The sequence below is a fragment of the Endoryza foliicola genome, assembly GCF_050589245.1.
Taxonomy (GTDB): domain Bacteria; phylum Bacteroidota; class Bacteroidia; order Chitinophagales; family Chitinophagaceae; genus Endoryza; species Endoryza foliicola.
On sequence record NZ_JBOBEW010000006.1, the window covers coordinates 163,538 to 187,422 of the forward strand.

Sequence of the window (23,885 nt, forward strand, 5' to 3'; positions counted from 1 at the left end):
TTGATTTTTTGGCAAGTATGCATTTGAAATTGAGAAATGAATACCCTCAAAACCGCTTGGAATGCGGGTTTCTTCCTCCAAAAAATCATATAGTATTAATTCTGCATGGGTGAAACGAGCATGAAATCTATGGTTCCCAAATTGGAAGTGAAAAACGCTGCTTTACAATTATTAAGAAATTGTTAATGAATTGATAAAGGCTAGCTATTTTTCCGGTATCAGCCAAAAATTTTTTTGCCACCTTTTGTGCGTAAAACCCTGTTCTATGGCCTAATAGCCCACGGGCGGGCACTACGAATTTTTAAGACTCTATTTTCCACAGGCTGTGCATATCTCTGACCGAAAAAAACCCTTGAGGGCAGTTATTTTCGTTTTCCCCCTTTTGGAAAATCAAATTCGTAAACAACAAATTAAGGCAACCTTATGTCGAACACTATGCAATCTATGAAAGGCCTGAAGTTCAGTCGCCGATTCACACGTGAGGATGTGAATGTATATGACCAATTCGAGTACGATTATCGTACCTCCGTGATCCGCAACCCTAGTGGAGAAATTGTGTTTGAAATGACCAATTGTGAAGTGCCCAAAGGATGGAGTCAGATTGCCACGGACATCTTGGCCCAAAAGTATTTCCGTAAAGCCGGTGTACCTCAACCCGATGGTTCATTGGGAAGAGAAACTTCTGCAAAACAAGTAGCACATCGTATGGCTAATTGCTGGAAGGTTTGGGGTGAACGCTATGGCTATTTTGCTAGCAGCGAAGATGCACAAGTGTTTTACGAAGAGCTAGTGTACAGCATTTTGAACCAAGCTTGTGTTCCCAATAGTCCGCAATGGTTCAATACCGGCTTGCACGAAAGCTATGGAATTAAGGGGAAGCCTCAAGGTCACTATTATGTTGATCAGGTAGATGGACAATTGAAAAAGTCTACTTCCGCATACGAGCGTCCTCAACCTCACGCTTGTTTTATCTTAAGCGTTGAAGACGATTTAGTGAATGAAGGTGGTATCATGGACCTCTGGGTTCGTGAAGCACGTATCTTCAAATACGGTTCCGGTGTAGGTACCAACTTCTCAAATATCCGCGGCGAAGGTGAAAAACTAAGCGGTGGCGGTACTTCTTCGGGTTTGATGAGCTTCTTGAAAATTGGTGACCGCGCTGCCGGTGCCATCAAGAGCGGTGGTACTACCCGTCGTGCTGCGAAAATGGTTTGCTTAGACCTCGATCACCCTGAAATCATGGACTTCATCAACTGGAAAGTTGAAGAAGAGAAAAAAGTAGGTGCTTTGATCAACGCGGGTTATCCGAGCGATTATGAGGGTGAAGCCTACAGAACAGTGAGCGGACAAAACAGCAACAACTCTGTTCGTATCCCCAACGAGTTTTTTGAGAAATTAGATAAAGGAGAAGATTGGGAATTGAAAGCACGTACCGATGGTCGTGTAATGAAGAAAATTCCTGCTCGTGAAGTGTGGAATCAAATTGCGTATGCGGCTTGGCGTTGTGCTGACCCCGGTACTCAATACGATACTACCATCAATGAATGGCATACTTGCCCTGAAGGTGGTCCTATCCGCGCTTCCAACCCTTGTAGCGAATACATGTTCCTCGACAATACCGCTTGTAACCTGGCTTCAGTGAACTTGCGCAAATTCTACAACGAAGAGAACAATACTTTCGATGTAGAAGGATTTGAATACATGAGCCGCTTGTGGACTGTGGTATTAGAAGTATCTGTATTAATGGCTCAATTCCCAAGTAAAGAAGTAGCTCAATTGAGTTTCGATTATCGCACCCTCGGTTTGGGATATGCGAATTTGGGAAGTATGTTGATGGTAATGGGTATTCCTTACGATAGCGAAGAAGCTCGCGGTATTGCAGGTGCTATTACCGCTATCATGACCGGTATCACCTACAAAACATCAGCAGAACTCGCAGCAGTACAAGGTCCATTTGCTCGTTACGAAGAAAACAAAGAGCACATGATGCGTGTAATGCGCAATCACCGCTTGGCCGCTTACGATGCTGATGAGTATGAAAAATTAAGCGTAAAGCCTCAAGGTATCAAAGCTCAATATTGCCCCGACTATTTGTTGAAAGCCGCTACCAAGGCTTGGGACGAAGCAGTGCAATTGGGTGAAAAATATGGTTACCGCAACGCTCAAACTACCGTAATTGCTCCAACCGGAACCATTGGTTTGGTGATGGATTGCGATACTACAGGTGTTGAACCAGACTTTGCGTTGGTGAAGTTTAAAAAGTTGAGTGGTGGTGGTTATTTCAAAATCATCAACCAAAGTGTACCAACGGCATTGAAGAACCTAGGTTATAAAGAAAAGGAAATTGATGCAATTGTGAAGTACGCAGTTGGTGCGGGAACCTTTGCAGGCGCGCCTGGTATCAACCATCAAACTTTGAGTGAAAAAGGCTTCATCGCAGAAGAGATCAAGAAATTGGATGCTGCTGTTGGAACCGCTTTCGAAATTGGATTTGTATTCAACGTATATACATTAGGTGAAGAGTGCTTGCAACGCTTAGGTTTCAAACCTGAACAATACTTCAACTTTGAGTGGAGTTTGTTGGAAGCATTAGGATTCAGCGACGATGATATTGATGCAGCAAACGATTATGTATGCGGTACCATGACCATTGAAGGTGCACCTTACTTGAAAGACGAGCATTTGAAAGTATTTGATTGCGCTAACAAATGTGGTAAGAAAGGTGAGCGTTATATCCATGCACACGGACACATCCGTATGATGGCTGCAGCTCAACCCTTCTTAAGCGGAGCCATTTCAAAAACCATCAACCTGCCAAATGAAGCAGTTGTTGAAGAAATTGCTGACTCTTATTTGATGAGCTGGCAGTTGGGATTGAAAGCTTGTGCTTTGTACCGCGATGGTTCTAAGTTGAGTCAGCCTTTGAGTAACAAGAGTGACAAGAAGAAAAAATCAGATGCTACTGCTGAAGCTGCTGCAGAAACTGCTGCTCCTGCCGCTACTGAAAGCCAGATTGTTGATCTTGGACAACTCACCATCAAAGAATTGTTGGAAGAAGTACAAAAACGTGTACAAGCTTCTCCTGATACCAAATTGAAACGTGAGTTGGCGCGCATTGTGGAACGCAGAACATTGCCTTCTAAGCGTCGCGGATTTACCCAGAAAGCAAAGATCAACGGTCAAGCCCTGTTCTTGCGTACCGGCGAATACGGTGATGGTACTGTAGGAGAAATCTTCATCGATATGGCGAAAGAAGGTGCTACCATGCGTAGTATGTTGAACTGTTTCGCGATTTCAATTTCTATCGGCTTGCAATACGGTGTGCCTTTAGAAGAATTCGTAGAGAAGTTTGTGTTCACTCGCTTCGAGCCGGCCGGAATGGTAGACCATCCGAATATCAAAACAACTACTTCAATCGTAGACTTCATATTCAGAGCTTTGGCTTACGAATATTTGGGAAGAACAGACCTCGTTCACGTTCTCGACAAACCTGAGATTTTGAATACAGGCACTGACGATTGGGATGAAATTCCTACCTCTTTGGAGTATGAAAAAAAAACTCCTGAGTTAAGCGAAGTAAGAGTTGTAGCTCCTAAAGCAAAACCCGCCGAAGTTGAACCTGTGAAAGCGGTGAAAACCATGAAAGCCGAAGTAGGTATGGATGCTGTAAACGCAGCGGCAAAGAGCATGCAAAGCGATGCTCCTGCTTGTAACACTTGTGGACATATTACCATCAGAAGTGGCACTTGTTACAAATGTTTGAACTGCGGTAACAGCATGGGTTGTAGCTAATCACGCGTTGTCCTTCTGAAAATACCAAGGGGATTGTCTGAAAAGATGATCCCCTTTTTAATTAATAATGAAGAATTAAGAATTAATAATGGAACAGCCAGGGTTAATTAATAATTAATAAGTAATAATTAATAATGAAACAGCCGGCAGTCAGGTTGATTGAGTATTGGATGCTAATCTGGGGGAATCCGTACTAATTTGTGTGTTCTGTGGTCAAAAAAAGCTTAAGACTCAATGCCTACTACATAGAACTCAATCACTCAAAACTTGATCTAGAAGGAATTTTTGGTGGAGCTTTGGAGGGACAATAGATGACGCAACGGTTAAAAAGTAGACAAGCATAAAATGAAATAAGAAAAAACTCCTCCGTGCCCCTGTGCCCCCGTGGTTGCGCATTCCCGCGCAGCGGCTTCACGATCTTAAGTAAAAGACTCTTCGAAATTCAGAAATTAACCTTTGCGTTAAATTGTATTCCGCGCCGAAGGCGCATAATTCTTAATTCTTAACTCTTAATTCTTAATTCCCTCCTATCTCCCTGAAAACCAGCCCCATACCCCCATCTCAAACCAACCACCGCCACCCCTTCCAACTTGTTTCGTTAAAATATGGCCGCTTACTTGCACCACAATTATAAAAGAGTATTTTCGTTCTCTCTTTCGTACGCATCAAAACTGGACAGTATGTTTAAAACCATTCGATTAGCAGTAGCGGTAGCTACTGTAGTAGTATTTGTATCTTCTTGTAGCAGAGCCATTACGCCTTTTCAGGCTGCCAACGGCAAAGCTAAATGTGGACGTTACGTTCGTTAAGTTATTTTCCTCCTGCTTTCACGAAATCTCTTAAATACACACAGGTATTGAAAGCTTCTTTGTAGAAAGGAGTGTTTTGGTATTGCTTCAACTGCGAGTAATACTTGTATTCTCTATTGAAATCGAAGATCCATTTTCGTAGTTCTTTGTTGTATTTTCCTTTTTCGTCATCCCAGCCCATATATGGAATATTACCGAATACTTTTTGATCGCATTTGGCAGCCATGTAAAGACATTTAGCTTGGAAGTTCTTATCAAGGCTTAATTCCTTCGCTTTTAAATAAGCATTCTTTGCTTTCTGAACAGTATAGTAATCGCCCATAGCACTTGGTCTTTTTTGCCCCTCAAAATCATAGGTCTCACCCGTAGACCAACTATAACGCACCAACAACCAACTGTTCCCCCAATAGCTCATATTGTAATAGCCTTTTGCCAATTCATAAGAAATTTTCGCTTGCTCTTCCGGCACCTTCGTACCTATTAATTTAGTAAGCAGTTGATCCATTTTCTTGGCAAATGAAAGCTTGGTATACTTTACCGTATCTTGTTTGGTAGGACTGTGCGTATCGTTTAAAAGATCTGAAAACGGATTCGCGGCGAGATAACTTTTATAAGGTTCTGCCTTGTAATAAGAAGCAGGAATCTTCTGAAACCATTCAGCTGCTTTCTTGAATTCAAACTCTCTCAAATAAGCAGTCCCCGCAACATCTAATAGATCGTTCTTAGTAAACTCGCTGCGTTTGATGAGGAACTGTTCGTAGGCCGATTTGTTCGGAGTGTTCAAATACGCCACAAATTCTTCCGCTTGTTTCCCGCTCAAAGAATCACGAATGAATTGAATAGACATAGGGAAATAGCCACCCCAACTTTCAGCTAAAGGACCCTTTTGAATTTTATCGGCAACACCATAACACAAAGCTTGTTTTGTTCGGTTGTTGGTTGACTTGTAGTAAGGAGCCATTAGTTCGGTTAGAATACGGCGTGCGAACTTTGCAAATTCAATGTCCTTTTTCGACTTCTGTTCCATCCATTCCAAACTCTTTACCAATTGCGCTTCTTTCTGTGTTTCATTCAATTCTTTATTTTGCAGCGTTACAAGAATTTGAGTGATCAGTAATTGATCTTTTTCTGCATCTGATGTAAACTGTTGTTGGGCAAGGTTTATCAATTCTTGCGACTTGCTGAAATTACCTATTACATAAGCAGTATGAGCTGCTGCCGTAGTATAGAAGCCCTTTTTTGCATCATTGCTTTTTCCCATCAACTCACAAAATTCGAGCAAGTTCTTACCATTTTTCTGCCATGATAAATAGGTGGAATCGGTTGATTCTACTTGTTCATATGAATAGTTATAGTAGGTTCTACCTGCATTCAAATTCAAAGTGGGTGTATAGTAGTACTCCTCCAATTTGTTGAGTTCTCTTGTAACCAATACCGATAGTTTGGGATAGGTTGGGTCTAATTGATAGATTTTCTGCAAAGTGGCCAACTCAGACGCATTGCTTCCCAGTGCATATAGTCCTAACATCGCCGCTTTTTCCTTACCATTCTTGCACCATATCAAATTTTTATCTCGTTCAGCTTGACTAAAGCGTGAAGTGGCAAATACGAAACTTAAATAGTTGGCAACTTTCTTGGTATCGGTATTTGCGAAGAGTTGACTGAACAAGTAGGCGGCAATTTGATTCTGTCCAAGTCTTTTGTGCGCCCCCGCTTTCAAGCTTACACTCAAATCGTGCAGAACGCTTTTCTCTTTATTGTTTTTGATATAAGCATCATAATAGCTGATGCAATCTTCATAGCGATCATTGTAGTGAGCCAGTCTTACAAGTTGATATCCATATCGAAGTTGAAGAAAGGGGTTGCTGCACGTTTTCAAAAGTTCTTGCCCTTCTGTTATAAGCGCATTCATTTTAACTTGGTCTCTTTCAACCGGTTCCCAACTGTTCCAAGTGGCTGTTACCAGCGGCTCAAGTTTTTTGGTATACACAAGATATCTCAAAGCTTCCTGATTGTTGGTATTCAGGAAGAATTGAGTCATCTTATTAGCTTTCACGGAATCAGGAACTTTGAGTGCTGTTTTCTTGTTGATGTATTGATAAAGCTGATTGATTTCCTTTTCCGAAAAGTTAATCAGAAAAGAATACGCATCTTTTTTTGAAAAACTATTTTTCGACCAATCGCTCCATTCTTCGCTCAGCAGTTCCGCAGTTGAAACCGGCTCCTGAGAATCGTAGAGGAAGCGGTAATTAGTATACAGGAAGGGCTCTAGGGCCTTGTCGCCATTGATCTTCTGCTGAAAGAAATTGACATAATAATCGTAAGGGTCCGGGTCTCCTCCCGCGCATCCTATAATGTTGTATGGGAAGAGTATTGCAACACTACTACTTATTGAGGCTGTTATAAATCGTTTCCAGTTCATTTTTGCTGAATTTTGACAGAACGGTCGAGTCTAAGTGGAATAGGGATAAAGTGAATTCTTCAGTTCTCAGTTTTGGACTGAGTAAGTTGGCGGTTTTAATGATTTCGTTGTAAGAACTTTTTTCAACTCTTAACACATCGCCTTTTCTGAAAGGATAACCCACTAACAACGTATCCTTGTTGAACGTATAATTGTTTCCTGAGGCCGTGGCAACGCCCGCCAAAGCTGAATCTGAAATGTTTGAAATAATACCGTCGAATTGATTGTTACGGAACAATACTTTCCACTCGAATAAAGGAAGGGCGATATCCAATGGAAGAGGATAGCTGTTAAGATTCTCGATGTATTTTTCCAATTCATTGGCTTCAAGAATGGAGTTTCCGGTTTTGCTGTCTTTTAAATTCCCCATGTTATAGCACATCAATAGGCCTCTATCTGCTGGAGGAATTCCCATCTTAGTACTGAACTTGCACTGATGCATTCGAACGGTTACCGATAATTTCGAATCCATAAACAGTGGAAGTGTTTTCAAATAGGTAAGTAAAGCGAAGTACTTGTCCCTCGATTCTTCCGTCCAATCACAATCAATTTGGATCTCTTTTACTTTTGGAAGGTTTTGAACCGTAAGCATTCCGCCTAACAAATAATTGATGCGTTCTCCTAGTTCATCGGTTGCATTGGCTGCAATCATTTTCATGCATTCATTGGTAATGAAAATGGCGGGCACCAGTTCGATGCTGTCGTTTTGAAGCCAATCCACAGCTTGGGGAATGATTTGAATTTTTGCCGCCGGATCAGGACGGTTCAAATTGGCATTCCAAGTAACATCAAAAAATTTGACATACAATTTCCGAACGCTGTGTTCTGCCATGGGAGCCTTGTCGGAAGGATTGGCGGCCAACACCGTTTTCCAATAGTACATGGCTCGGGTTACTTTACGGTCTTGTTTACAAGCAATCAGGGTCAAGATTCCGAGGAAAAATAACGCAGAAATTAAGGGCTTCTTCATGATGTTTATTTACTTTGTGTCTCTTAATCCCCAAAATTATGGTTCGCTTTAGACTCTTCCCATCAATTTTTACTTTTCTCCTTCTTTTTTTAATTAATACTGCAGATGCTCAGTTGGTTTCAGGCCCCATGCTTGGTCATACTGAACTACGCACGGCTAAGATTTGGGTGGAACTCGTGCCCGGCTCCACGGCTACCATAGTTGTGAAGTCAACAAAAGATGGAAAAGAAGTGTTTAAAACGTCTGAAACTACCGGTAAATCAAGTTGGTATGCACCGGTAACTTTTGATGTGGTGGGTCTAGACATGAACACGAGCTACGATTATGAAGTTTTGGTAACCGGAGTGGGAGAGAAGAAGCCAGTGGTAGCAGGGAAAGGAACCTTTACTACGTCTGAATTGTGGCAGTGGAGAAAACCTGCTCCTGATTTCAGTTTCCTCGCCGGAAGTTGTGCCTATTTCAACGAACCTCAATACGATCGACCTGGAAAGCCTTATGGTGGCGACTCTTCGATCTTTGAAACCATGGCAAAAGAAAAAGCGGGATTCATGCTATGGTTGGGAGATAACTGGTATTTACGAGAGCCCGACTATTTTAGCAAATGGGGGATTTGGTATCGTGCTCACAGAGATCGCAGCATGCCTATTTTAAAGGATTTCCTGAAAGCAATGCCACAGTATGCTATCTGGGATGACCACGATTATGGTTCAAATGACGCAGATAAAAGCTTTTCCTTAAAAGAAGAAAGCAGGAAAGTGTTTACCAACTATTGGGCAAATGCGGCCTATGGATTCAATGGCGAAGGCATTTATTCCAGAATGAGCCAGAACGATTGTGATTTCTTCTTAATGGACGATAGAACTTATAGAAGCAGTGATGATATGACTCCCACTGTTTATGGCAAACCCAACCCTAATAAAAGAATGTGGGGCCCCACTCAAATGGAATGGCTTAAAAATGCCCTTCTCAATAGTAAGGCTCCTTTTAAATTCATTGTTACAGGTAGTCAAACATTGAACCCGGCTTCACCATTTGATTGCTTGCAAGACTATCCGGTTGAATTCGAAGAACTGATGGCTTTTTTGGATGCTGAGAATATTTCCGGTGTTGTGTTCTTAACAGGGGATCGCCACCACAGTGAAGTAATTAAATATGCGCGTAAAGACAAATATCCACTCTTTGATATCACTTCTTCTCCTTTAACATCCGGAATTGGACGAGTGTTTGGAACTGAAAAAGACAATCCGGCTCGCATTGCCAATACCTTGGTAGAAGCGCAGAATTATACTCGTATTACCATTAGTGGTAAAACCGGTGAAAGAATTATGAAAGTTGAGTTTGTTAGCATCAAAGGAGAAGTGATGGGCACTTGGTCGATCAGTGAAAAGGAACTAAAAAATAAGTAAGGATGACGGTACATTTTGGTTATGATAAAAAGCAGGTGTTAGATGCTTTAAGAAGTCATTTTTTGACGAGAAGAGAAATTCGATTATTGGTGATTGTGGTCAATGTATTTGCCATTATTTCGGCTATTCTATTAGGACTCAAAATCATTCAAGCACTCAGCTTTTTGATCTTCTCCATTATGTGGATCATTTTATGGGTCACTGTTCGCTATATTTTGCCAAGCAATATTTATAAGCGTTCTCAAACTTTTCGCGATGAATTCAGTTTGAATTTAACTGAGGAGGGTGTTCACCTTTCAACAGAAAGAGGAACGCATTTGTGGAAATGGGATGCATTTAGCACCTTTCAGGAAACCGATTATTTCTTTCATCTCTACTTCGATAATCGTTCCTTCTTCCTCATTCCAAAAGATGCGTATCCCGATCTTCCTTCTACACAAGAAGCAAGACAGTTTCTGAAAGATCACATTAAAAAATAGTGCTAGGCTCCTGCAACTACAGGGTTCTGGCCCAATTCTTTCATCATGCGAAAGTGAGAAGCAATGGCTGAACTAACTGTAGGGAAGTAGTTGTATTCTAAATTGAACTTCTCACAATTCTTCTTTACCAGCTCACTAATGGCCGGGTAATGAACGTGACTAATTCTTGGAAATAGATGATGTTCAATTTGGAAGTTCAGCCCACCTACTAACCAAGAAACCAGTTTATTCTTTGCTGAAAAATCGGCGGTTGTTTTAATTTGATGGATGGCCCATTCGTTCTCGATACAACGGTCTGTTCCACCAGCAAATTCGAAAGAAGCACCTTCAACTACGTGTGCCAATTGAAACACCAATGCCAAAGTGAGGCCCATGGTAATATGCATTACCGTAAAGCCAATGGCCCAATTGGAAGCTCCTAATAACTGAATAGGAATTACTACATAAAACACAACGTAAAGCGCCTTACTCAACCAAAACACGAAATGGTCCATTGGTGTAATGCGTGTCATAGCTGTTTTGTAAACTCGTTTGTTTAGGTACTTATTGAAGTCCATCAAAAATACCCAAGCAAAAGAAGAGATGGCATATACTAGAATTACATAAATATGTTGGTAGCGATGTGCAGGCACCCAAGGTTGAGACGCACATTGACGCATCAGCGGGCTTTTAGCGATATCGTCGTCAATACCATCAACGTTGGTATAAGTATGATGTATAATATTGTGCTTGAATTTCCAAATGAAGGCATTTCCTCCAAGCGCATTCAAGGTTAAGCTCATTACTTCATTAACCCATTTCTTTGAAGAAAAGCTTCCATGACAGGCATCGTGCATTACATTGAATCCGATGCTGGCAAACGTGAAACCAAGTATTGCACAAGCAAATAGTGATATAACTGCAGGTCCATTTCCAAAAAGGAGGTACAAGTAAAGTGTAATTGCAAGCGGAATTAACACCAGGGTTTTAATATACAAGTTCCAATTCCCTGTTTTTTTCAGATTGTTTGCCTTGAAGTACTGATCTACGTCTGATTTGAGAGCTGTAAAGAAGACGCTGTCTTTGTTGTTGAAAGTGATTTTTGCCATTCGTTTGTTGCGTGTTCTGAAAGATAGGGAAATGATAGCAACTGCACGATTTTATTTCTGTTAAATAGAGGAATCCACTCAATTATTTTCTACTGAAAATCAAGAAGCCATGTTTGTTTAACATGGCTTCAAATTAGTTCAACAGAAACAGTTTCAATTCGAACTATTTTGGACGGTATTTACTGTCTTCAAATAATTTTCGAGGATTAAGTTTTAGAAGATCTGTTAAAGACATTTCTTTATGATCGTCCATATATTTTTTTACAATTTGCCAACCAACGAATAAGCCGATGAAACCGGGTGCTCCTTGACCAAATTCATCCGTTTTTGGTCCATCACTCATGTAATTGTGAACAATTCCGGGATCGCTGTTGAGTAAATAATTATTGGTTACGAAAAAGTTCCAAATGCGGCCTTCGTTTTCATAACATCCTTTCAACTGCGAAGACGTGTACCCAATTTTCAAAGTATCTGCCGCATCGGGCATCAATTGATCCAATACATACAAGCGCTTCCCTTTTTCAATCATTTGTTCTACCAAGACGAATCCCTTACTATTATCGGGTTGTATTTCATCAATGATGTTTTTCATTGAGTTTACAACGATGGTTTCGGGACTGAATTTGCGAGATATATAATTTGGATACAGGGCCAATCCCATTTGCGAATTGTAGAGCGAGAAATTAGCACCTAAGTGCAATTGCAATCCGGTAGCCAATCCCGATTTTGTAATGATATCACTATAAGTTCCCATGCCACTTTGAACAAAGGCATCCATGGGTCCAATATAGGTGAGCCACTCTTTGGGTGCCTGATAAGTAGGGAAATAATACTTCAAGTGTTTGAGTGCCTCAATGAACTCCTCTTCAATTTTTTTAGTTGAGGCGAAAATTTTATCAGACGAATCTTTCACCGGCTTGTAATCACTAATGAATTGTTTGATTGCCATGAGTGCTTGGCCGGAACTATCATTAACGGGAGGCAATCCGAGAATTTGAATGAGGTAGTCGTTCAGAAAGAGGGGGTATTTTTGCGCAAGATCTTTCAGCCCTTTTTCGAGGTTGTTGGTATCAAGAGCGAAAAAGTCTTGTTCAAAACGTACTACCTTAAATTCTACTTTAATATTGGACACATCGGGTCCTTTTTTAGAGGAACAGGCTACCAACAGCACAAAAAGGGTAGCTACACTTAACAGTTGTTTCATGTGATTGGAACGCAATTTTTTAAAGCTTGTTGCAAAAGTACTCTTAAAATTGAAAACTGGTCTTATTACCTTTGTACCATGAAAATAGCACTGGCACAACAGAATTATCATATTGGAAATTTCGAGTACAATACCAAACTGATGCTAGAAGCCATCGGGAAGGCGAAAGCTGAAGGCGCCGATCTCGTGGTGTTTACTGAACTCTCGGTTTGTGGGTACCCACCCCGCGATTTTCTTGAATTCAATGATTTCGTGAACAGCTGCTATCAATCGATCGATCTATTGAAAGCTGCTTCCGATACTATTGGCATCATCGTTGGGGCACCGGCCATCAATCCAGAGAAAGAGGGGAAGGACCTTTTCAATGCAGCTTGGTTTTTATACGAAGGAAGAGTATTGGGTACTGCATATAAAACCTTGTTGCCAACCTACGATGTATTTGATGAATACCGGTATTTCGAACCCGGCTTTCAATGGCAGGTGATTCCGTTCAAAGGCAAGAAAATTGCCCTTACAATATGTGAAGATATCTGGAATTTGGGCGATAATCCTTTGTACCGTATTTGCCCAATGGATAAATTGATGCCTCAGTCGCCCGATTTAATGATCAATATTTCAGCTTCTCCATTCGATTACGATCATGCCGATGATCGCAAAGAAGTGGTGCGTGCCAATGTGTTGAAATACAAAATGCCCATGGTGTATGTGAATACGGTGGGAAGTCAAACTGAAATTGTATTCGATGGAGGTAGTGTTGTAATGGATGCCAATGGAGCGATCGTTAAAGAGCTGGCTTACTTCCAAGAAGATTTTCAAGTGGTAGACTTGGGTTCTATTGCATGGAGCCCTGTTGAAGGGGAAACTGTGGCATTGAGAAGTTTTGATAAAGACATGCGGGTGAGCAGAGTGAACGATCCCGAAAAGATCATTGATTTTCTTACGGAGCCTAAAAACATTGCAGAAATCTACGACGCCCTGGTATTGGGTATCAAAGATTATTTTAGAAAAATGGGTTTTACAAAAGCGATTCTTGGTTCTTCGGGAGGGATTGATAGCGCCGTTACTTTGGCAATCGCTTGTGATGCTTTGGGAGCTGAAAATGTAAGAGCTATTTTAATGCCTTCGCCTTATTCAACAGAGCACTCTGTAACAGATGCAGTAAAGTTGAGTGAGAACTTGAGGAATCCATATGATATCGTAGCTATCAAAGATATCTATGAGAATTTTTTGAGCACCTTGAAACCGATTTTTCAAGACCTGCCCTTTAGCCTAGCCGAAGAAAACATTCAAAGCAGAACGCGAGGCAATTTGCTCATGGGAATTGCCAATAAGTTCGGCTATATATTACTGAACACTTCTAATAAAAGTGAGCTTTCTACCGGTTATGGAACTTTATATGGAGATATGGCCGGCGGCTTGAGTGTTTTGGGTGATGTATATAAAATGCAAGTATTTGCCTTGGCTCGTTATATCAATCGCAACAAAGAGATCATTCCTGAGAACATCATTACAAAGCCACCTTCTGCTGAACTTCGACCCAATCAGAAAGACAGTGATAGTTTGCCTGATTATTCGTTACTCGATAAAGTTTTGTATCAATACATTGAAAGAAGAAAAGGCCCGAAAGAAATTATCACTATGGGCGTAGATGAAGCGCTGGTGAATCGAGTGATTAAGTTGGTGAATACGAATGAGTACAAACGAAATCAATTTTGCCCCATCATTCGCGTAAGTTGTAAAGCATTTGGTGTAGGACGAAGATTGCCGATAGTAGCCAAGTACTTATCGTAATAGGCTACCATCGTATCAATCAGTTGGTGCAGGAATTTATTTCTTGAATTCGATGATGATGTTCACGTTTGTGCCCATGTATGTCATCTGTTTTTGCAAGTCTAATTCAGTTGACGTTAATTTTTTCACGGTCACGTCTCCCGAAACATTGCTAATAACAGCCGTTGGGAAATTAATAACGGTTTTATCGGCATTAAAACTCCAGGTGAAATTGACGGTTTGTGGGTCGGCTGCATCACATTTGGTAAGACCTTCGTCTACCACTCCGGTACTATCTGCATTAAAGGTGAGTAGGTTATCGGTATCGCAAGATTGAAGATAACCGGGTGGAAGATCCGATTCCGCCACTCCATCTAAATTGAAATCCATACCGGAACGATCGTATTTCCAAGTACCGGTGGTGATCACCTTCGTTTTATCTTCAGGGGTACTGTCGCTCTTGCTACATGAAGCAGCCAAAACAAGCAGTGCAGAAAAGTAAATAGCTTTCATAAAAAGGAAATTGGTTCTGTTAATAGCTACAAAAATAGGGCCTAATAGCCTGTTTTATAGGGGAAATTCCTTAGTTCCAAAACTGAATTTCATTCAAAATATTGCTTCCGGGGTGGTTGAAAAGGGGTAAAATTTAGAAAAAATCATCATTTGGCACTCATCTTGCAAATAAGATGGTCGTGAATCCGTTTCCTATGTATTAGTTGCCGTAATTTTATGGCAATTAAGGTGTTAGAACTGAAAAACTCACTAAACCTCCGTTTTTATGGTGTTAACAGCCGACGATATTCGTCAGTTAAATGAAAAGATCCAGTATCAAAGTGCTTTTGTTGATCGATTGAGAGATGAAGTAGGAAGGGTGATAATTGGCCAACATCAGATGTTGGATCGTCTATTAATTGGTCTTCTCAGCAATGGCCACGTTCTGTTGGAAGGTGTGCCCGGATTGGCAAAAACCCTTTCCATTAAGTCGCTTTCACAAGCCCTGGCCGGTAAATTCAGCCGGATTCAGTTTACCCCCGATTTATTGCCCGCCGATGTACTCGGTACCATGATATACAACCAGCCTCGTAATGAGTTCGTGGTTCGGAAAGGTCCCATTTTCGCCAATTTCGTTTTGGCAGATGAGATCAACCGCGCTCCGGCGAAAGTTCAGAGTGCATTGTTGGAAGCCATGCAAGAGCGTCAAGTTACCATTGGTGATACTACTTTCAAATTAGATGAGCCCTTCTTGGTATTGGCAACGCAAAACCCCTTGGAACAAGAAGGTACCTATCCTTTGCCGGAAGCCCAGCAAGACCGTTTTATCATGAAAGTAATTGTGGGCTATCCCCAAAAGCATGAGGAAGCACAAATCATTCGTCAAAATGTTTTGGGCATTAAAGGCGGAGAAGTGAAACAAGTGGTGTCGATGCAAGAAGTAGTAGCAGCGAAAGAGTTGACGCGCCAAATTTATATGGACGAAAAAGTAGAGAACTATATTCTAGATATTGTATTTGCTACTCGTTATCCTGCCGATTACCGTTTGGAGAAATTGGTGCCCATTATTGCTTACGGGGGCTCTCCTCGTGCCAGTATCAACTTGGCACTCGCTGCTAAAGCACAAGCCTTTTTACAAGGAAGAGGTTTTGTAATACCGGAGGATGTTCGCAGCATTGCCAAAGATGTATTGCGTCATCGTATTGGCCTCACTTATGAAGCCGAAGCGGAAAGTGTTACTGTAGAAGCAGTAATAGACGCTGTTTTGGGAGCCGTACAGGTGCCCTAATTGATCATCCACTGCAATACAGCACATGCTTACTACCAGCGACATATTAAAGAAGGTTCGCGAGCTTGAAATTAAAAGCAAAAAGCTCACGCGCCACCTGTTTACGGGTGAATACCATAGTGCGTTTAAGGGTAGGGGTATGTTGTTCAAGGAGGTGAGAGAATACCAACACGGTGACGATATCCGTTTCATCGATTGGAACGTTTCCGCTCGCTTTAATATGCCATTCAGCAAGTTGTTTGAAGAAGAGCGCGAGTTGAGCGTAATGTTATTGGTAGACATCAGCGCCAGCACCTTATTAGGCACGCAGCAAGCTAGAAAAAAAGATCTTATTACAGAGATCGCAGCTGTATTGGCTTTTTCTGCAATTAGCAATAATGATAAAGTAGGGATGATTTTCTATAGCGATACTGTTGAAAAATTCATTCCTCCTAAGAAAGGCCGCGATCACGTTTTGTACATGGTTCGAGAATTGCTAACGGCGAAGCCAAAGAATAAATCTACCCAATTGGGAGAAGCCTTGCGTCGATTGAACAATGCAACCAAGCACCAAGCCATCACCTTCGTTTTAAGTGATTTTATCGACACCAGCTTTGCGGATGCTATTAAAGTAGCCGGAAGAAAGCATGATGTAATTGGTATTAAGCTTTACGATAAGTTGGATATGGAGCTTCCTGAAATTGGATTGGTAGATATTGTTGATCCGGAAACCGCCAAGCGCAGTTGGTTGGATACAAATAGTTTCGAACAACGTCAACAATATCAAGAAGCTTTCTTTACTCACACCGAATGGTGCAAGCAATGTTTTGTAAAAGCTGGTGCTGATTTACTTCATATCAGAACGGATGAAGATTATGTAAAAGTGCTTCAGAAATTTTTCATTGGAAGGAATCGATAATATGCTCAAACGAATCACATTCATAATAAGCTTGGTTTTACTAAGTGCCGGTGTGTTGAATGCACAGGTATTGGTAAAATCATTTATGGATACTGATTCTATTGGAATTGGAACGCCGGTGAAAGTGACCATTGAAGGTAGACTGCCACTTGGAATTCCTTATTCGATCAAGATTCCGGATTCCATTCCTCATTTTGAGATCATCGATAAGTCGGAACTGAAGGAAGAAAATGAAATGGACGGGAAGAAGTTTACCCAAGTCATTACGATCTTAAGTTACGATTCAGGCGTTCAGGTTATTCCGCCTTTCGAAGTACAAGTAAAAAATAAAAAGTATCTGACAGATAAGCTTAGTTTATTGATTGGGTACATGCAACAGTCCGAAACAGACGCCTACCGTGATATCAAGGCCATTGTTCCCGCGCCTCCTTTTAAATGGACCAAGGAACTAATTGCTTTAGTGGTAGGATCGGTACTTGTGTTGATCTTGATTTTGTATCTCATTCTTCGCAAGAAAAAACAACCAAAGCTTGAGCCCCAAGTGCCTCCAAAATCGCCTTATGAACAAGCCATGGATGAATTGCGCAAGTTAAAGCAGGGCTGGGAACGTGAGGAAGTAAGCGCCAGAGATTTTTATGGAGAATTGAATCGCATCTTCCGTTGGTACGTTCAACAAACACAAGAATTTTCTTCATTAGATAAAACGAATCAAGAAATGATTAAGTTTTTGAAACACAGTTTGTTACCGAAGGAACAATTGGAACTGTTGATTCAAACACTGCGGTTATCCGATTTTGTAAAGTTCGCGAAATACATCCCTTCTAAAGAGGAAATGGAAAAGAGTTGGTTTGTAACAGAAATAAGTATTAAAGCATATCAGAATTTATAAGCATGTTGTATAGTTGGTTCCAACATATTCATTTTGCATGGCCGATGGCATTCGCGGGTTTCGCCGTACTCCCGTTGATGATTCTCTGGTATGCTTGGAAGCAACGTAAACTATCAGGCGCGTTTGAATTAACCATCAATCCATCTGTTCGAAAAATAAGTAGTTTTCGAATGGCCATGCGACATCTCCCTTTTTTGTTTCGACTTCTTGCCATAAGTGCCCTAATTGTTGCTTTGGCACGCCCTCAAACACGATTCGATGAAAATTTACAAGAAGGGGAGGGGATCGATATTGTTTTGTGTATGGACGTAAGTGGTAGTATGTTGGAAGAAGATTTTCTCCCCAATCGTTTAGAAGCGGCAAAAGAAGTGGCCGCTAATTTTGTGAAAAGCCGCGCAACCGATCGTATAGGAGTCGTTATTTTTTCGGGTGAGAGTTTTACACTAGTGCCATTAACTACCGACAAGGAGGTATTGCTTCAGCAAATAAATGGCATTCAAAAAGGACTATTAGAAGATGGCACAGCCATTGGCGACGGCTTGGGTATTAGTGTGGCTCGTTTGAAAGCCGCTGCTACCAAGAGTAAGGTAGTGATCTTGTTAACCGATGGTGACGACCAAGGAGGTCGAATTTCTCCGGTGGAAGCCCGGATGATGGCAAAAAGTTACGGAGTTCGGGTGTACACCATTGGGGTAGGAGCAGAAAGCTCTGAAACCTTGATGCGCTCCATTGCCTCAGAAACCGGTGGCCTCTATTTTAAGGCACGCGATAAAGATGGTCTTCAGAAAATATACAATGAAATTGATCAGTTGGAACGATCACGCGTTGAAGTAACTACTTTAAAGCGCTATATTGAACGCTTTCATCCATGGGCCCTACTAGCAGGCATTTTTCTGGTGCTCGAACTCCTGTTCCGATGGCTATTGCTGCGTAAAATTTCCGGATAAGCATTGCCTATCATTTAATGGCAACAATTGCTTTTATCCTATCTCACCACCATCCTCATTCTCAAATCTACTAACTCACTAATTTCAGCCTCTTCCCTCTTCTCCTCCTTCCTCGCCTCCTCGCTCCTCTTTTCCTCGCTCCTCTTCTCCTCATATTATTTCTTAGCTTTGCCATAATGAGAGCCTTGGTATACAAATCGACCGGAAGTTGGTACGTTGTAAAAGACGAAGCAGGTAATATATATCATGCCCGAATGAAGGGCGTGTTTAAGATTGATGGAATTACTTCTACCAATCCTATTGCTGTGGGCGATTGGGTGGAAATTGAAATGGAGAATGACCTCGAGCAAACGGTGATGATTACAAAGATTGAGGAAAGGAGAAATTATATCAATCGTCAAAGCCCGAGGGTAAAGCATCAGCATCATATTGTAGCAGCAAATCTTGATCAAAGTTTTTTGATTGCCACGCTTCGCGAGCCAAGAACTTCGCAAGGGTTCATTGATCGTTTTTTGGTGGCTTCGGAAGCCTATCATGTTCCTTCAATTGTAGTGTTCAATAAGGCCGATTTGTATAGAAAGAAAGAAGAAGAGCTGTTTGAATCGTATAAGGACATGTATGAATCAATTGGCTACAAAGTAATAAGAACCAGTACAGTAACAGGCGAGGGAATGGAAGAGTTGAAAGCCAGTTTGCACAATAAGATCAGCTTGTTCAGCGGGCATAGTGGAGTTGGGAAATCGAGTTTGATAAATGTGGTGATTCCCGATTTGGATGTGCGTACGCAAGATGTAAGTGGTTGGAGTGGAAAGGGTATGCACACTACTACATTTGCAGAAATGCATGAGGTGCCGGGGGGCGGCAAATTGATTGATACGCCGGGTATGAGGGAGTTTGGAATTGTTGATATTAGCAAGCAAGAGCTTTCCCATTATTTTCCGGAGATGCGGTCCTTGATTCAAGAATGTCAATTTAATAACTGCATGCACATCAACGAGCCCGGATGCTCGGTGAAGCAGGCTGTTCGAGATGGGAAAATAAGTGAAGACCGGTTTGTAAGTTACTATGGAATACTAGAGAGTATTGAAGAACCGGTGCAGAAATACAACAAGAAATAAAAAAGTCAGCTAGAAATAGCTGACTTTAATTTTTTACTTCTTATGACAAGAATCGTTTTGCTGTATGTATCAGTAATTTGTTCTCTAGAAATTTGGCAACTTCCACTACTGCTTCATTATCGTTCCTAGGGGCTTCTCTAAATTTATGAGGGAAGATAGAGATACCGGTGTAGATGTTGTAGTGAAGGGTTAGTGCATGATTTTTATAAGCAAAGCACCAGGTGAGGGTGTCAAAATCATCTTCTTTTTTAGTGAATTTGATTTCGAGATCATCGCTGAGAATGTTTGCTACTTCATAAAAACGCTTCAATCCGCAATCATCGTCAATAATAGCTTCTGTACAGCCAAAATCGTTTCGTAGGGTAAGACTCATATGTGTCGGATTTAGATGATGAAATAACAGGAGCGTTTTGCTGCTGTTTATGCTTTAAACTTTTTTTGTTTGGGAACTTTTTGCCCACTCAGCAGTTTTTCGGCACCAACAGCACTACCGGCCGGACATCCATATTTGGGTCCGAACGCTTTATTCCATAAACTACAGGAAGATCCGGATAGGAAAATTGATACTAGCAACAGGGCGCTAAGGAGTGTTCGATTACGGGGCATATAGGGTACTTTTCAAGGGTTAACGTATTTAAACCTACAGTTATTATTCCGTAAAAGCAAGTTGGGGCGGCCTTTTTCTTAATTATACCTGATCGCGGAACCAATCGGCGTATCGAACATAGTTGTTCGCAATTCGGTCAATTTCACCGCTTATTTGTTCAGGCTCAATGCTTTTCACCTTCTTGGCGGGTACGCCGGCATAGATGCTGGCAGGCTCGCAAACCGTATTTTCCAGTACAACTGCTCCGGCGGCAATTATGGTGTTGGAATGTACTACGGCATTGTCCATAACAATGGCCCCCATGCCAACGAGCACATTGTCGTGAAGGGTGCAGCCATGTACCAGGGCGTTGTGACCAATGGAAACATTGTTTCCGATGATGGCTTTGGTTTTTTTGTAGGTACAATGGATCACTGCGCCGTCTTGCACGTTAACTTTATTGCCCATTCGGATGCTGTTAACATCGCCTCTGATCACAGCATTGAACCATACGCTGCAGTCGTTTCCCATGATTACGTCACCAACTATGGTTGCATTTGGCGCAATAAAACAGTTTTCGCCATTCTGAGGGTATACTCCGTCTACATGCATGATTACCGGCATAGTCAAAAATTTGCTGCAATTTATCGTTTTTCTTTGCGGAAATTTGTATCAATTTTGAATCTTGAATTCAGCAAAACAGAAGTGGAATGAATAATAGAGCGTTGTTTTTCAAACATGTAGCGCAAACTTCTCCGGCTCCTTTGGCCTTGGAAATTGTGAAGGCCAAGGGATGTAAAATGTGGGACAAGGAGGGTATGGAGTATATTGATCTTATTGCGGGTATTAGTGTGGCCAATGTGGGCCATAGCAATAAAAAGGTTATCAAGGCCATTCGCAAGCAATCGGAGCAATACCTCCATTTGTTGGTGTATGGAGAATTCATTGAAAGCCCTGAAGTGAAGTATGCGCACTTGCTTGCAAGCAATTTGCCGGAACAGCTTAATTCCGTGTACTTTACCAATTCGGGTGCTGAAGCAGTGGAAGGTGCGATGAAATTGGCGAAGCGGTATACCAATAGAACCGAGATCATTGCATTTCATCAGAGCTACCATGGAAGCACTCAAGGGGCATTGAGTATCATGGGAGATGAATATTGGAGAAATGCATATAGACCATTGTTACCCGACGTACGCCATGAAGAATATGGTACGCAAGCGGCGATTGATGTGATTTCAGCAAAAACGGCCTGCGTTGTATTGGAAGCAGTTCAAGCCGAGCGGGGCGTATATGCGCCAACGGTAGCATGGATGCAAGCGCTTCGGAGAAAGTGTGATGAAGTAGGAGCTTTGTTGATTTTTGATGAAATTCAAACCGGTTTTGGTAGAACGGGATCATTATGGGCATTTGAGCGCTATGGCATGGTGCCCGATGTGTTGATGTTGGGAAAAGCCTTGGGAGGCGGAATGCCCATGGGGGCGTTTATTGCGCGTAGAGAAGTGATGAATGTGATTACAGAGAATCCGGTGCTGGGTCATATTACTACATTCGGTGGCCATCCGCTTTGTTGTGCGGCCGGTGCTGCTGCGTTTGAATATTTATTAGAGAAAGAGTTGGTAGCGCAAGTGGCAAGCAAGGCTGCCTTGTTTAAAGAACTGTTGAAGCATCCCAAAATTAAAGCGATTCGAAACGAAGGTTTATTGATGGCAGTTGAGTTCGAGAGTTTTGATGTCAACAAACCTATTATTGATGCGGCGATCTCAAAAGGTGTTGTAACCGATTGGTTTTTGTTTGCGCCCCATTGCATGCGTATTGCACCCCCTCTGATTATTAGCGAGAAGGAAATCAAAAAGGCCTGTGCGGTGATTTTGGAATGTTGTGATTTGGTGGGGTGATGTAGCATCGATCGGAGCGATACGATCATTGAATGTTAATTCGAGCCATTCTCTCAATAGGTGCTACAATTATGCCGCCCCTAACGGGGCGACATGATGAAATCGTTGATCACAATTATGAACGATTTGGTATTCTTACAATCTGCTACGAGTCTGAATTTGTTTTCCTATGCATGGAAATAGCCGGATTTTTTTTATGTCGCCCCGATGGGGCTAGGAATGCGTGCGCCGGAATGAATTTTTGTTCCTACAATCATGTCGCCCCTAGCGGGGCTAGCGTTTCAATGGTTGAATATTATCGTTGAATCATAAAGCTTGATTTCATTTTGCAGAATATAATCTGGGCTAATGCGCTGTTCATACCGGGTTCACAGCCCCTCTAGGTGTGGCATGGTTGTAACAAATCAATAATATTGGTACAGCTAACATCCCAGCCCCTTTAGGGGCGGCATGATTGTAGAAAAGTACATGTTCGGTTCATTCCAGAATTATCAGCCCCATCGGGGCGACATGATGGGATCATTTACGATTAATTCGAACCATTCTCTCAATAGTCTGCTGTGATTCTAATTTCGTTCTCCGATAATTTGAAATGACGTTGTTTTATTTATGTCGCCCCCTAAATCCAATCAAACAGGTATTTTTCATCATAAGCAATCTCATGTTCTTCTAACAATTCCAAATATTCTGCCTTGAATGTTTTGATTTTATGATGCTGTTCCTGATTTTGAATGTATTGGTACACTCTGTCAATATCAGACCTCGAATAGCTAAAGGCCCCGTATCCCGTTTGCCATTCAAATTTGAATCTAGACAAATGACGATCGTTTATAAATTTCGAACTATAGCATTTTATTTCTCGCACCAAATCGGGAATCGGATTCGACGGGTTGTATCCGAGAAGCAAATGAATATGATCTTTTACAGCATTTGTGATGATTGATTTGTGCCCCTTGCTTTGGATAATGGAAGCAGCATATCTGCACAGCTCATCCTTCCAAACAGATTCAATCAATGCTTGACGATTCTTAACCGCAAAAACGAGCTGCAGATAAATCCTAGAATATACATTTGGCATGTTTTTGTTGTAAAATTCATAAACCTCTTTTGCCTTTTCGAACCTGTACAACCTCCTCTTTCAAACTTCAGTTGTACAACTGCAAATCATACTATTTCGTACCTTACAACAAACCAATCGCTATGCAAATTCAAAAGAAATCCCTTTCAGATAAATTCTCCCTATTTCACGATCATTGGAACCCACGAGTAGTTGCGCAGTTGAATGGACAATCCGTTAAACTGGTAAAATTTCAAGGGGAGTTTGTGTGGCATCAGCATGAAACGGAAGACGAACTTTTTCTGGTTGTAAAAGGCTATTTTAATATGGAATTACGGGATCAAACCATTCGAATCAATGAAGGAGAATTCATTGTAATTCCAAGGGGTACAGAACACCGGCCTGTTGCCCCTGAAGAAGTACAAGTACTGCTTTTCGAGCCCGATACAACACTAAACACCGGAGATGCAGCCACTTCTGAATTAACCCGGAATCAACTCAACTCAATTTAAAGCAGGTCTATCGTTTCTAACAGTGGCATTTTGTTGAGATGCAATGAATTATACTCGCTAACTGAAACCCTAAACCGAAGCAGCCAACGCTCCATAGGTACAAGGTTTACTAAAAGGATGCACTAGTAAAGATAGCCTGAGTGGTCAAATTTGTTGTTTAAACTTCGGGTTTAAGGGGCTGATTTGCAATTCATACAACAAAATCAGCAGTTTACCACAAAGTG

The 23,885-nt window shown here is 41.5% G+C and carries 21 protein-coding genes; 12 read left to right on the plus strand and 9 right to left on the minus strand.

What is annotated here, in order from left to right; translation table 11 throughout:
• The first annotated feature begins 423 nt into the window (after positions 1-423).
• Positions 424-3,792 (plus strand): vitamin B12-dependent ribonucleotide reductase, encoded by a 3,369-nt coding sequence (locus ACQ2HE_RS14765; RefSeq protein ID WP_430900087.1) that lies wholly within the window; start codon positions 424-426, stop codon positions 3,790-3,792.
• Positions 3,793-4,472: 680 nt separating this feature from the next.
• Positions 4,473-4,601 carry a hypothetical protein gene (locus ACQ2HE_RS14770; RefSeq protein ID WP_430900086.1) on the plus strand — a complete coding sequence of 43 codons (129 nt, stop codon included), beginning with the start codon at positions 4,473-4,475 and terminating at the stop codon, positions 4,599-4,601.
• Position 4,602: 1 nt separating this feature from the next.
• Here the strand turns inward: ACQ2HE_RS14770 and ACQ2HE_RS14775 are convergent, their stop codons facing one another.
• Both ACQ2HE_RS14775 and ACQ2HE_RS14780 read right to left on the minus strand, forming a co-directional pair.
• Positions 4,603-7,023 (minus strand): hypothetical protein, encoded by a 2,421-nt coding sequence (locus ACQ2HE_RS14775; protein WP_430900085.1) that lies wholly within the window; start codon positions 7,021-7,023, stop codon positions 4,603-4,605.
• The gene (locus tag ACQ2HE_RS14780; RefSeq protein ID WP_430900083.1) at positions 6,986-8,032 is read right to left on the minus strand and encodes a hypothetical protein; all 1,047 of its coding nucleotides are present in this window, start codon (positions 8,030-8,032) and stop codon (positions 6,986-6,988) included. Before ACQ2HE_RS14780 ends, ACQ2HE_RS14775 begins: the two co-directional genes overlap by 38 nt.
• A gap of 38 nt (positions 8,033-8,070) precedes the next feature.
• Between ACQ2HE_RS14780 and ACQ2HE_RS14785 the strand changes: the two genes are divergently transcribed.
• A complete protein-coding gene (locus ACQ2HE_RS14785; protein WP_430900081.1) occupies positions 8,071-9,438 on the plus strand; it encodes an alkaline phosphatase D family protein in 1,368 nt (455 codons plus the stop codon).
• Between the two features lie 2 nt (positions 9,439-9,440).
• Positions 9,441-9,917, plus strand: coding sequence for a YcxB family protein (locus ACQ2HE_RS14790; protein WP_430900079.1), 477 nt, complete (start codon positions 9,441-9,443; stop codon positions 9,915-9,917).
• Positions 9,918-9,919: 2 nt separating this feature from the next.
• On the opposite strand, the gene ACQ2HE_RS14795 is transcribed toward ACQ2HE_RS14790, so the two are convergent.
• Entirely contained in the window at positions 9,920-11,005 is a 1,086-nt protein-coding gene (locus tag ACQ2HE_RS14795; RefSeq protein ID WP_430900077.1) for a fatty acid desaturase family protein, read from the minus strand.
• 163 nt (positions 11,006-11,168) lie between these two features.
• On the minus strand, positions 11,169-12,209 hold the full coding sequence (gene gldB, locus ACQ2HE_RS14800; RefSeq protein WP_430900075.1) for a gliding motility lipoprotein GldB: 1,041 nt from the start codon (positions 12,207-12,209) through the stop codon (positions 11,169-11,171).
• Between the two features lie 78 nt (positions 12,210-12,287).
• Between gldB and ACQ2HE_RS14805 the strand changes: the two genes are divergently transcribed.
• Positions 12,288-14,000, plus strand: a complete 1,713-nt coding sequence (locus ACQ2HE_RS14805; RefSeq protein WP_430900074.1) for an NAD+ synthase — start codon at positions 12,288-12,290, stop codon at positions 13,998-14,000.
• 36 nt (positions 14,001-14,036) lie between these two features.
• Here ACQ2HE_RS14805 and ACQ2HE_RS14810 read toward each other — a convergent pair whose 3' ends face one another.
• Positions 14,037-14,492, minus strand: coding sequence for a hypothetical protein (locus ACQ2HE_RS14810; protein ID WP_430900073.1), 456 nt, complete (start codon positions 14,490-14,492; stop codon positions 14,037-14,039).
• 265 nt (positions 14,493-14,757) lie between these two features.
• On the opposite strand from ACQ2HE_RS14810, the gene ACQ2HE_RS14815 reads away from it, so the two are divergent.
• From ACQ2HE_RS14815 to rsgA, 5 genes are all read left to right on the plus strand, one after another.
• Complete coding sequence (locus tag ACQ2HE_RS14815) at positions 14,758-15,759, plus strand: AAA family ATPase (RefSeq protein ID WP_430900072.1); 1,002 nt, start codon at positions 14,758-14,760, stop codon at positions 15,757-15,759.
• A gap of 25 nt (positions 15,760-15,784) precedes the next feature.
• A complete protein-coding gene (locus ACQ2HE_RS14820; protein ID WP_430900070.1) occupies positions 15,785-16,657 on the plus strand; it encodes a DUF58 domain-containing protein in 873 nt (290 codons plus the stop codon).
• Between the two features lies 1 nt (position 16,658).
• Positions 16,659-17,546, plus strand: a complete 888-nt coding sequence (locus ACQ2HE_RS14825; protein WP_430900068.1) for a hypothetical protein — start codon at positions 16,659-16,661, stop codon at positions 17,544-17,546.
• Between the two features lie 2 nt (positions 17,547-17,548).
• A complete protein-coding gene (locus tag ACQ2HE_RS14830; protein WP_430900066.1) occupies positions 17,549-18,493 on the plus strand; it encodes a vWA domain-containing protein in 945 nt (314 codons plus the stop codon).
• 176 nt (positions 18,494-18,669) lie between these two features.
• Positions 18,670-19,611: a ribosome small subunit-dependent GTPase A gene (rsgA, locus tag ACQ2HE_RS14835; protein ID WP_430900064.1), complete on the plus strand. Its 942-nt coding sequence runs from the start codon at positions 18,670-18,672 to the stop codon at positions 19,609-19,611.
• A gap of 40 nt (positions 19,612-19,651) precedes the next feature.
• Here the strand turns inward: rsgA and ACQ2HE_RS14840 are convergent, their stop codons facing one another.
• The 3 genes from ACQ2HE_RS14840 to ACQ2HE_RS14850 form a co-directional block, all read right to left on the minus strand.
• Positions 19,652-19,984, minus strand: a complete 333-nt coding sequence (locus ACQ2HE_RS14840) for a DUF3630 family protein (RefSeq protein WP_430900062.1) — start codon at positions 19,982-19,984, stop codon at positions 19,652-19,654.
• A gap of 47 nt (positions 19,985-20,031) precedes the next feature.
• Positions 20,032-20,217 (minus strand): hypothetical protein, encoded by a 186-nt coding sequence (locus ACQ2HE_RS14845; protein ID WP_430900060.1) that lies wholly within the window; start codon positions 20,215-20,217, stop codon positions 20,032-20,034.
• A gap of 82 nt (positions 20,218-20,299) precedes the next feature.
• Positions 20,300-20,821: a gamma carbonic anhydrase family protein gene (locus ACQ2HE_RS14850; RefSeq protein ID WP_430900058.1), complete on the minus strand. Its 522-nt coding sequence runs from the start codon at positions 20,819-20,821 to the stop codon at positions 20,300-20,302.
• A gap of 86 nt (positions 20,822-20,907) precedes the next feature.
• Here ACQ2HE_RS14850 and ACQ2HE_RS14855 point away from each other — a divergent pair, with 86 nt between their 5' ends.
• Complete coding sequence (locus ACQ2HE_RS14855) at positions 20,908-22,092, plus strand: aspartate aminotransferase family protein (protein WP_430900056.1); 1,185 nt, start codon at positions 20,908-20,910, stop codon at positions 22,090-22,092.
• A gap of 619 nt (positions 22,093-22,711) precedes the next feature.
• Here the strand turns inward: ACQ2HE_RS14855 and tnpA are convergent.
• Positions 22,712-23,170 carry an IS200/IS605 family transposase gene (tnpA, locus tag ACQ2HE_RS14860; RefSeq protein WP_430900054.1) on the minus strand — a complete coding sequence of 153 codons (459 nt, stop codon included), beginning with the start codon at positions 23,168-23,170 and terminating at the stop codon, positions 22,712-22,714.
• 122 nt (positions 23,171-23,292) lie between these two features.
• On the opposite strand from tnpA, the gene ACQ2HE_RS14865 reads away from it, so the two are divergent.
• Complete coding sequence (locus tag ACQ2HE_RS14865) at positions 23,293-23,661, plus strand: cupin domain-containing protein (protein WP_430900052.1); 369 nt, start codon at positions 23,293-23,295, stop codon at positions 23,659-23,661.
• Positions 23,662-23,885: the final 224 nt, after the last annotated feature.

Bases quoted from the DNA above. Each gene is read 5' to 3' on its own strand.
- ACQ2HE_RS14765 (WP_430900087.1), top strand. From the start codon at position 424: ATGTCGAACACTATGCAATCTATGAAAGGCCTGAAGTTCAGTCGCCGA.
- ACQ2HE_RS14770 (WP_430900086.1), top strand. From the start codon at position 4,473: ATGTTTAAAACCATTCGATTAGCAGTAGCGGTAGCTACTGTAGTAGTA.
- ACQ2HE_RS14775 (WP_430900085.1), bottom strand. From the start codon at position 7,023: ATGAACTGGAAACGATTTATAACAGCCTCAATAAGTAGTAGTGTTGCA.
- ACQ2HE_RS14780 (WP_430900083.1), bottom strand. From the start codon at position 8,032: ATGAAGAAGCCCTTAATTTCTGCGTTATTTTTCCTCGGAATCTTGACC.
- ACQ2HE_RS14785 (WP_430900081.1), top strand. From the start codon at position 8,071: ATGGTTCGCTTTAGACTCTTCCCATCAATTTTTACTTTTCTCCTTCTT.
- ACQ2HE_RS14790 (WP_430900079.1), top strand. From the start codon at position 9,441: ATGACGGTACATTTTGGTTATGATAAAAAGCAGGTGTTAGATGCTTTA.
- ACQ2HE_RS14795 (WP_430900077.1), bottom strand. From the start codon at position 11,005: ATGGCAAAAATCACTTTCAACAACAAAGACAGCGTCTTCTTTACAGCT.
- gldB (WP_430900075.1), bottom strand. From the start codon at position 12,209: ATGAAACAACTGTTAAGTGTAGCTACCCTTTTTGTGCTGTTGGTAGCC.
- ACQ2HE_RS14805 (WP_430900074.1), top strand. From the start codon at position 12,288: ATGAAAATAGCACTGGCACAACAGAATTATCATATTGGAAATTTCGAG.
- ACQ2HE_RS14810 (WP_430900073.1), bottom strand. From the start codon at position 14,492: ATGAAAGCTATTTACTTTTCTGCACTGCTTGTTTTGGCTGCTTCATGT.
- ACQ2HE_RS14815 (WP_430900072.1), top strand. From the start codon at position 14,758: ATGGTGTTAACAGCCGACGATATTCGTCAGTTAAATGAAAAGATCCAG.
- ACQ2HE_RS14820 (WP_430900070.1), top strand. From the start codon at position 15,785: ATGCTTACTACCAGCGACATATTAAAGAAGGTTCGCGAGCTTGAAATT.
- ACQ2HE_RS14825 (WP_430900068.1), top strand. From the start codon at position 16,659: ATGCTCAAACGAATCACATTCATAATAAGCTTGGTTTTACTAAGTGCC.
- ACQ2HE_RS14830 (WP_430900066.1), top strand. From the start codon at position 17,549: ATGTTGTATAGTTGGTTCCAACATATTCATTTTGCATGGCCGATGGCA.
- rsgA (WP_430900064.1), top strand. From the start codon at position 18,670: ATGAGAGCCTTGGTATACAAATCGACCGGAAGTTGGTACGTTGTAAAA.
- ACQ2HE_RS14840 (WP_430900062.1), bottom strand. From the start codon at position 19,984: ATGAGTCTTACCCTACGAAACGATTTTGGCTGTACAGAAGCTATTATT.
- ACQ2HE_RS14845 (WP_430900060.1), bottom strand. From the start codon at position 20,217: ATGCCCCGTAATCGAACACTCCTTAGCGCCCTGTTGCTAGTATCAATT.
- ACQ2HE_RS14850 (WP_430900058.1), bottom strand. From the start codon at position 20,821: ATGCCGGTAATCATGCATGTAGACGGAGTATACCCTCAGAATGGCGAA.
- ACQ2HE_RS14855 (WP_430900056.1), top strand. From the start codon at position 20,908: ATGAATAATAGAGCGTTGTTTTTCAAACATGTAGCGCAAACTTCTCCG.
- tnpA (WP_430900054.1), bottom strand. From the start codon at position 23,170: ATGCCAAATGTATATTCTAGGATTTATCTGCAGCTCGTTTTTGCGGTT.
- ACQ2HE_RS14865 (WP_430900052.1), top strand. From the start codon at position 23,293: ATGCAAATTCAAAAGAAATCCCTTTCAGATAAATTCTCCCTATTTCAC.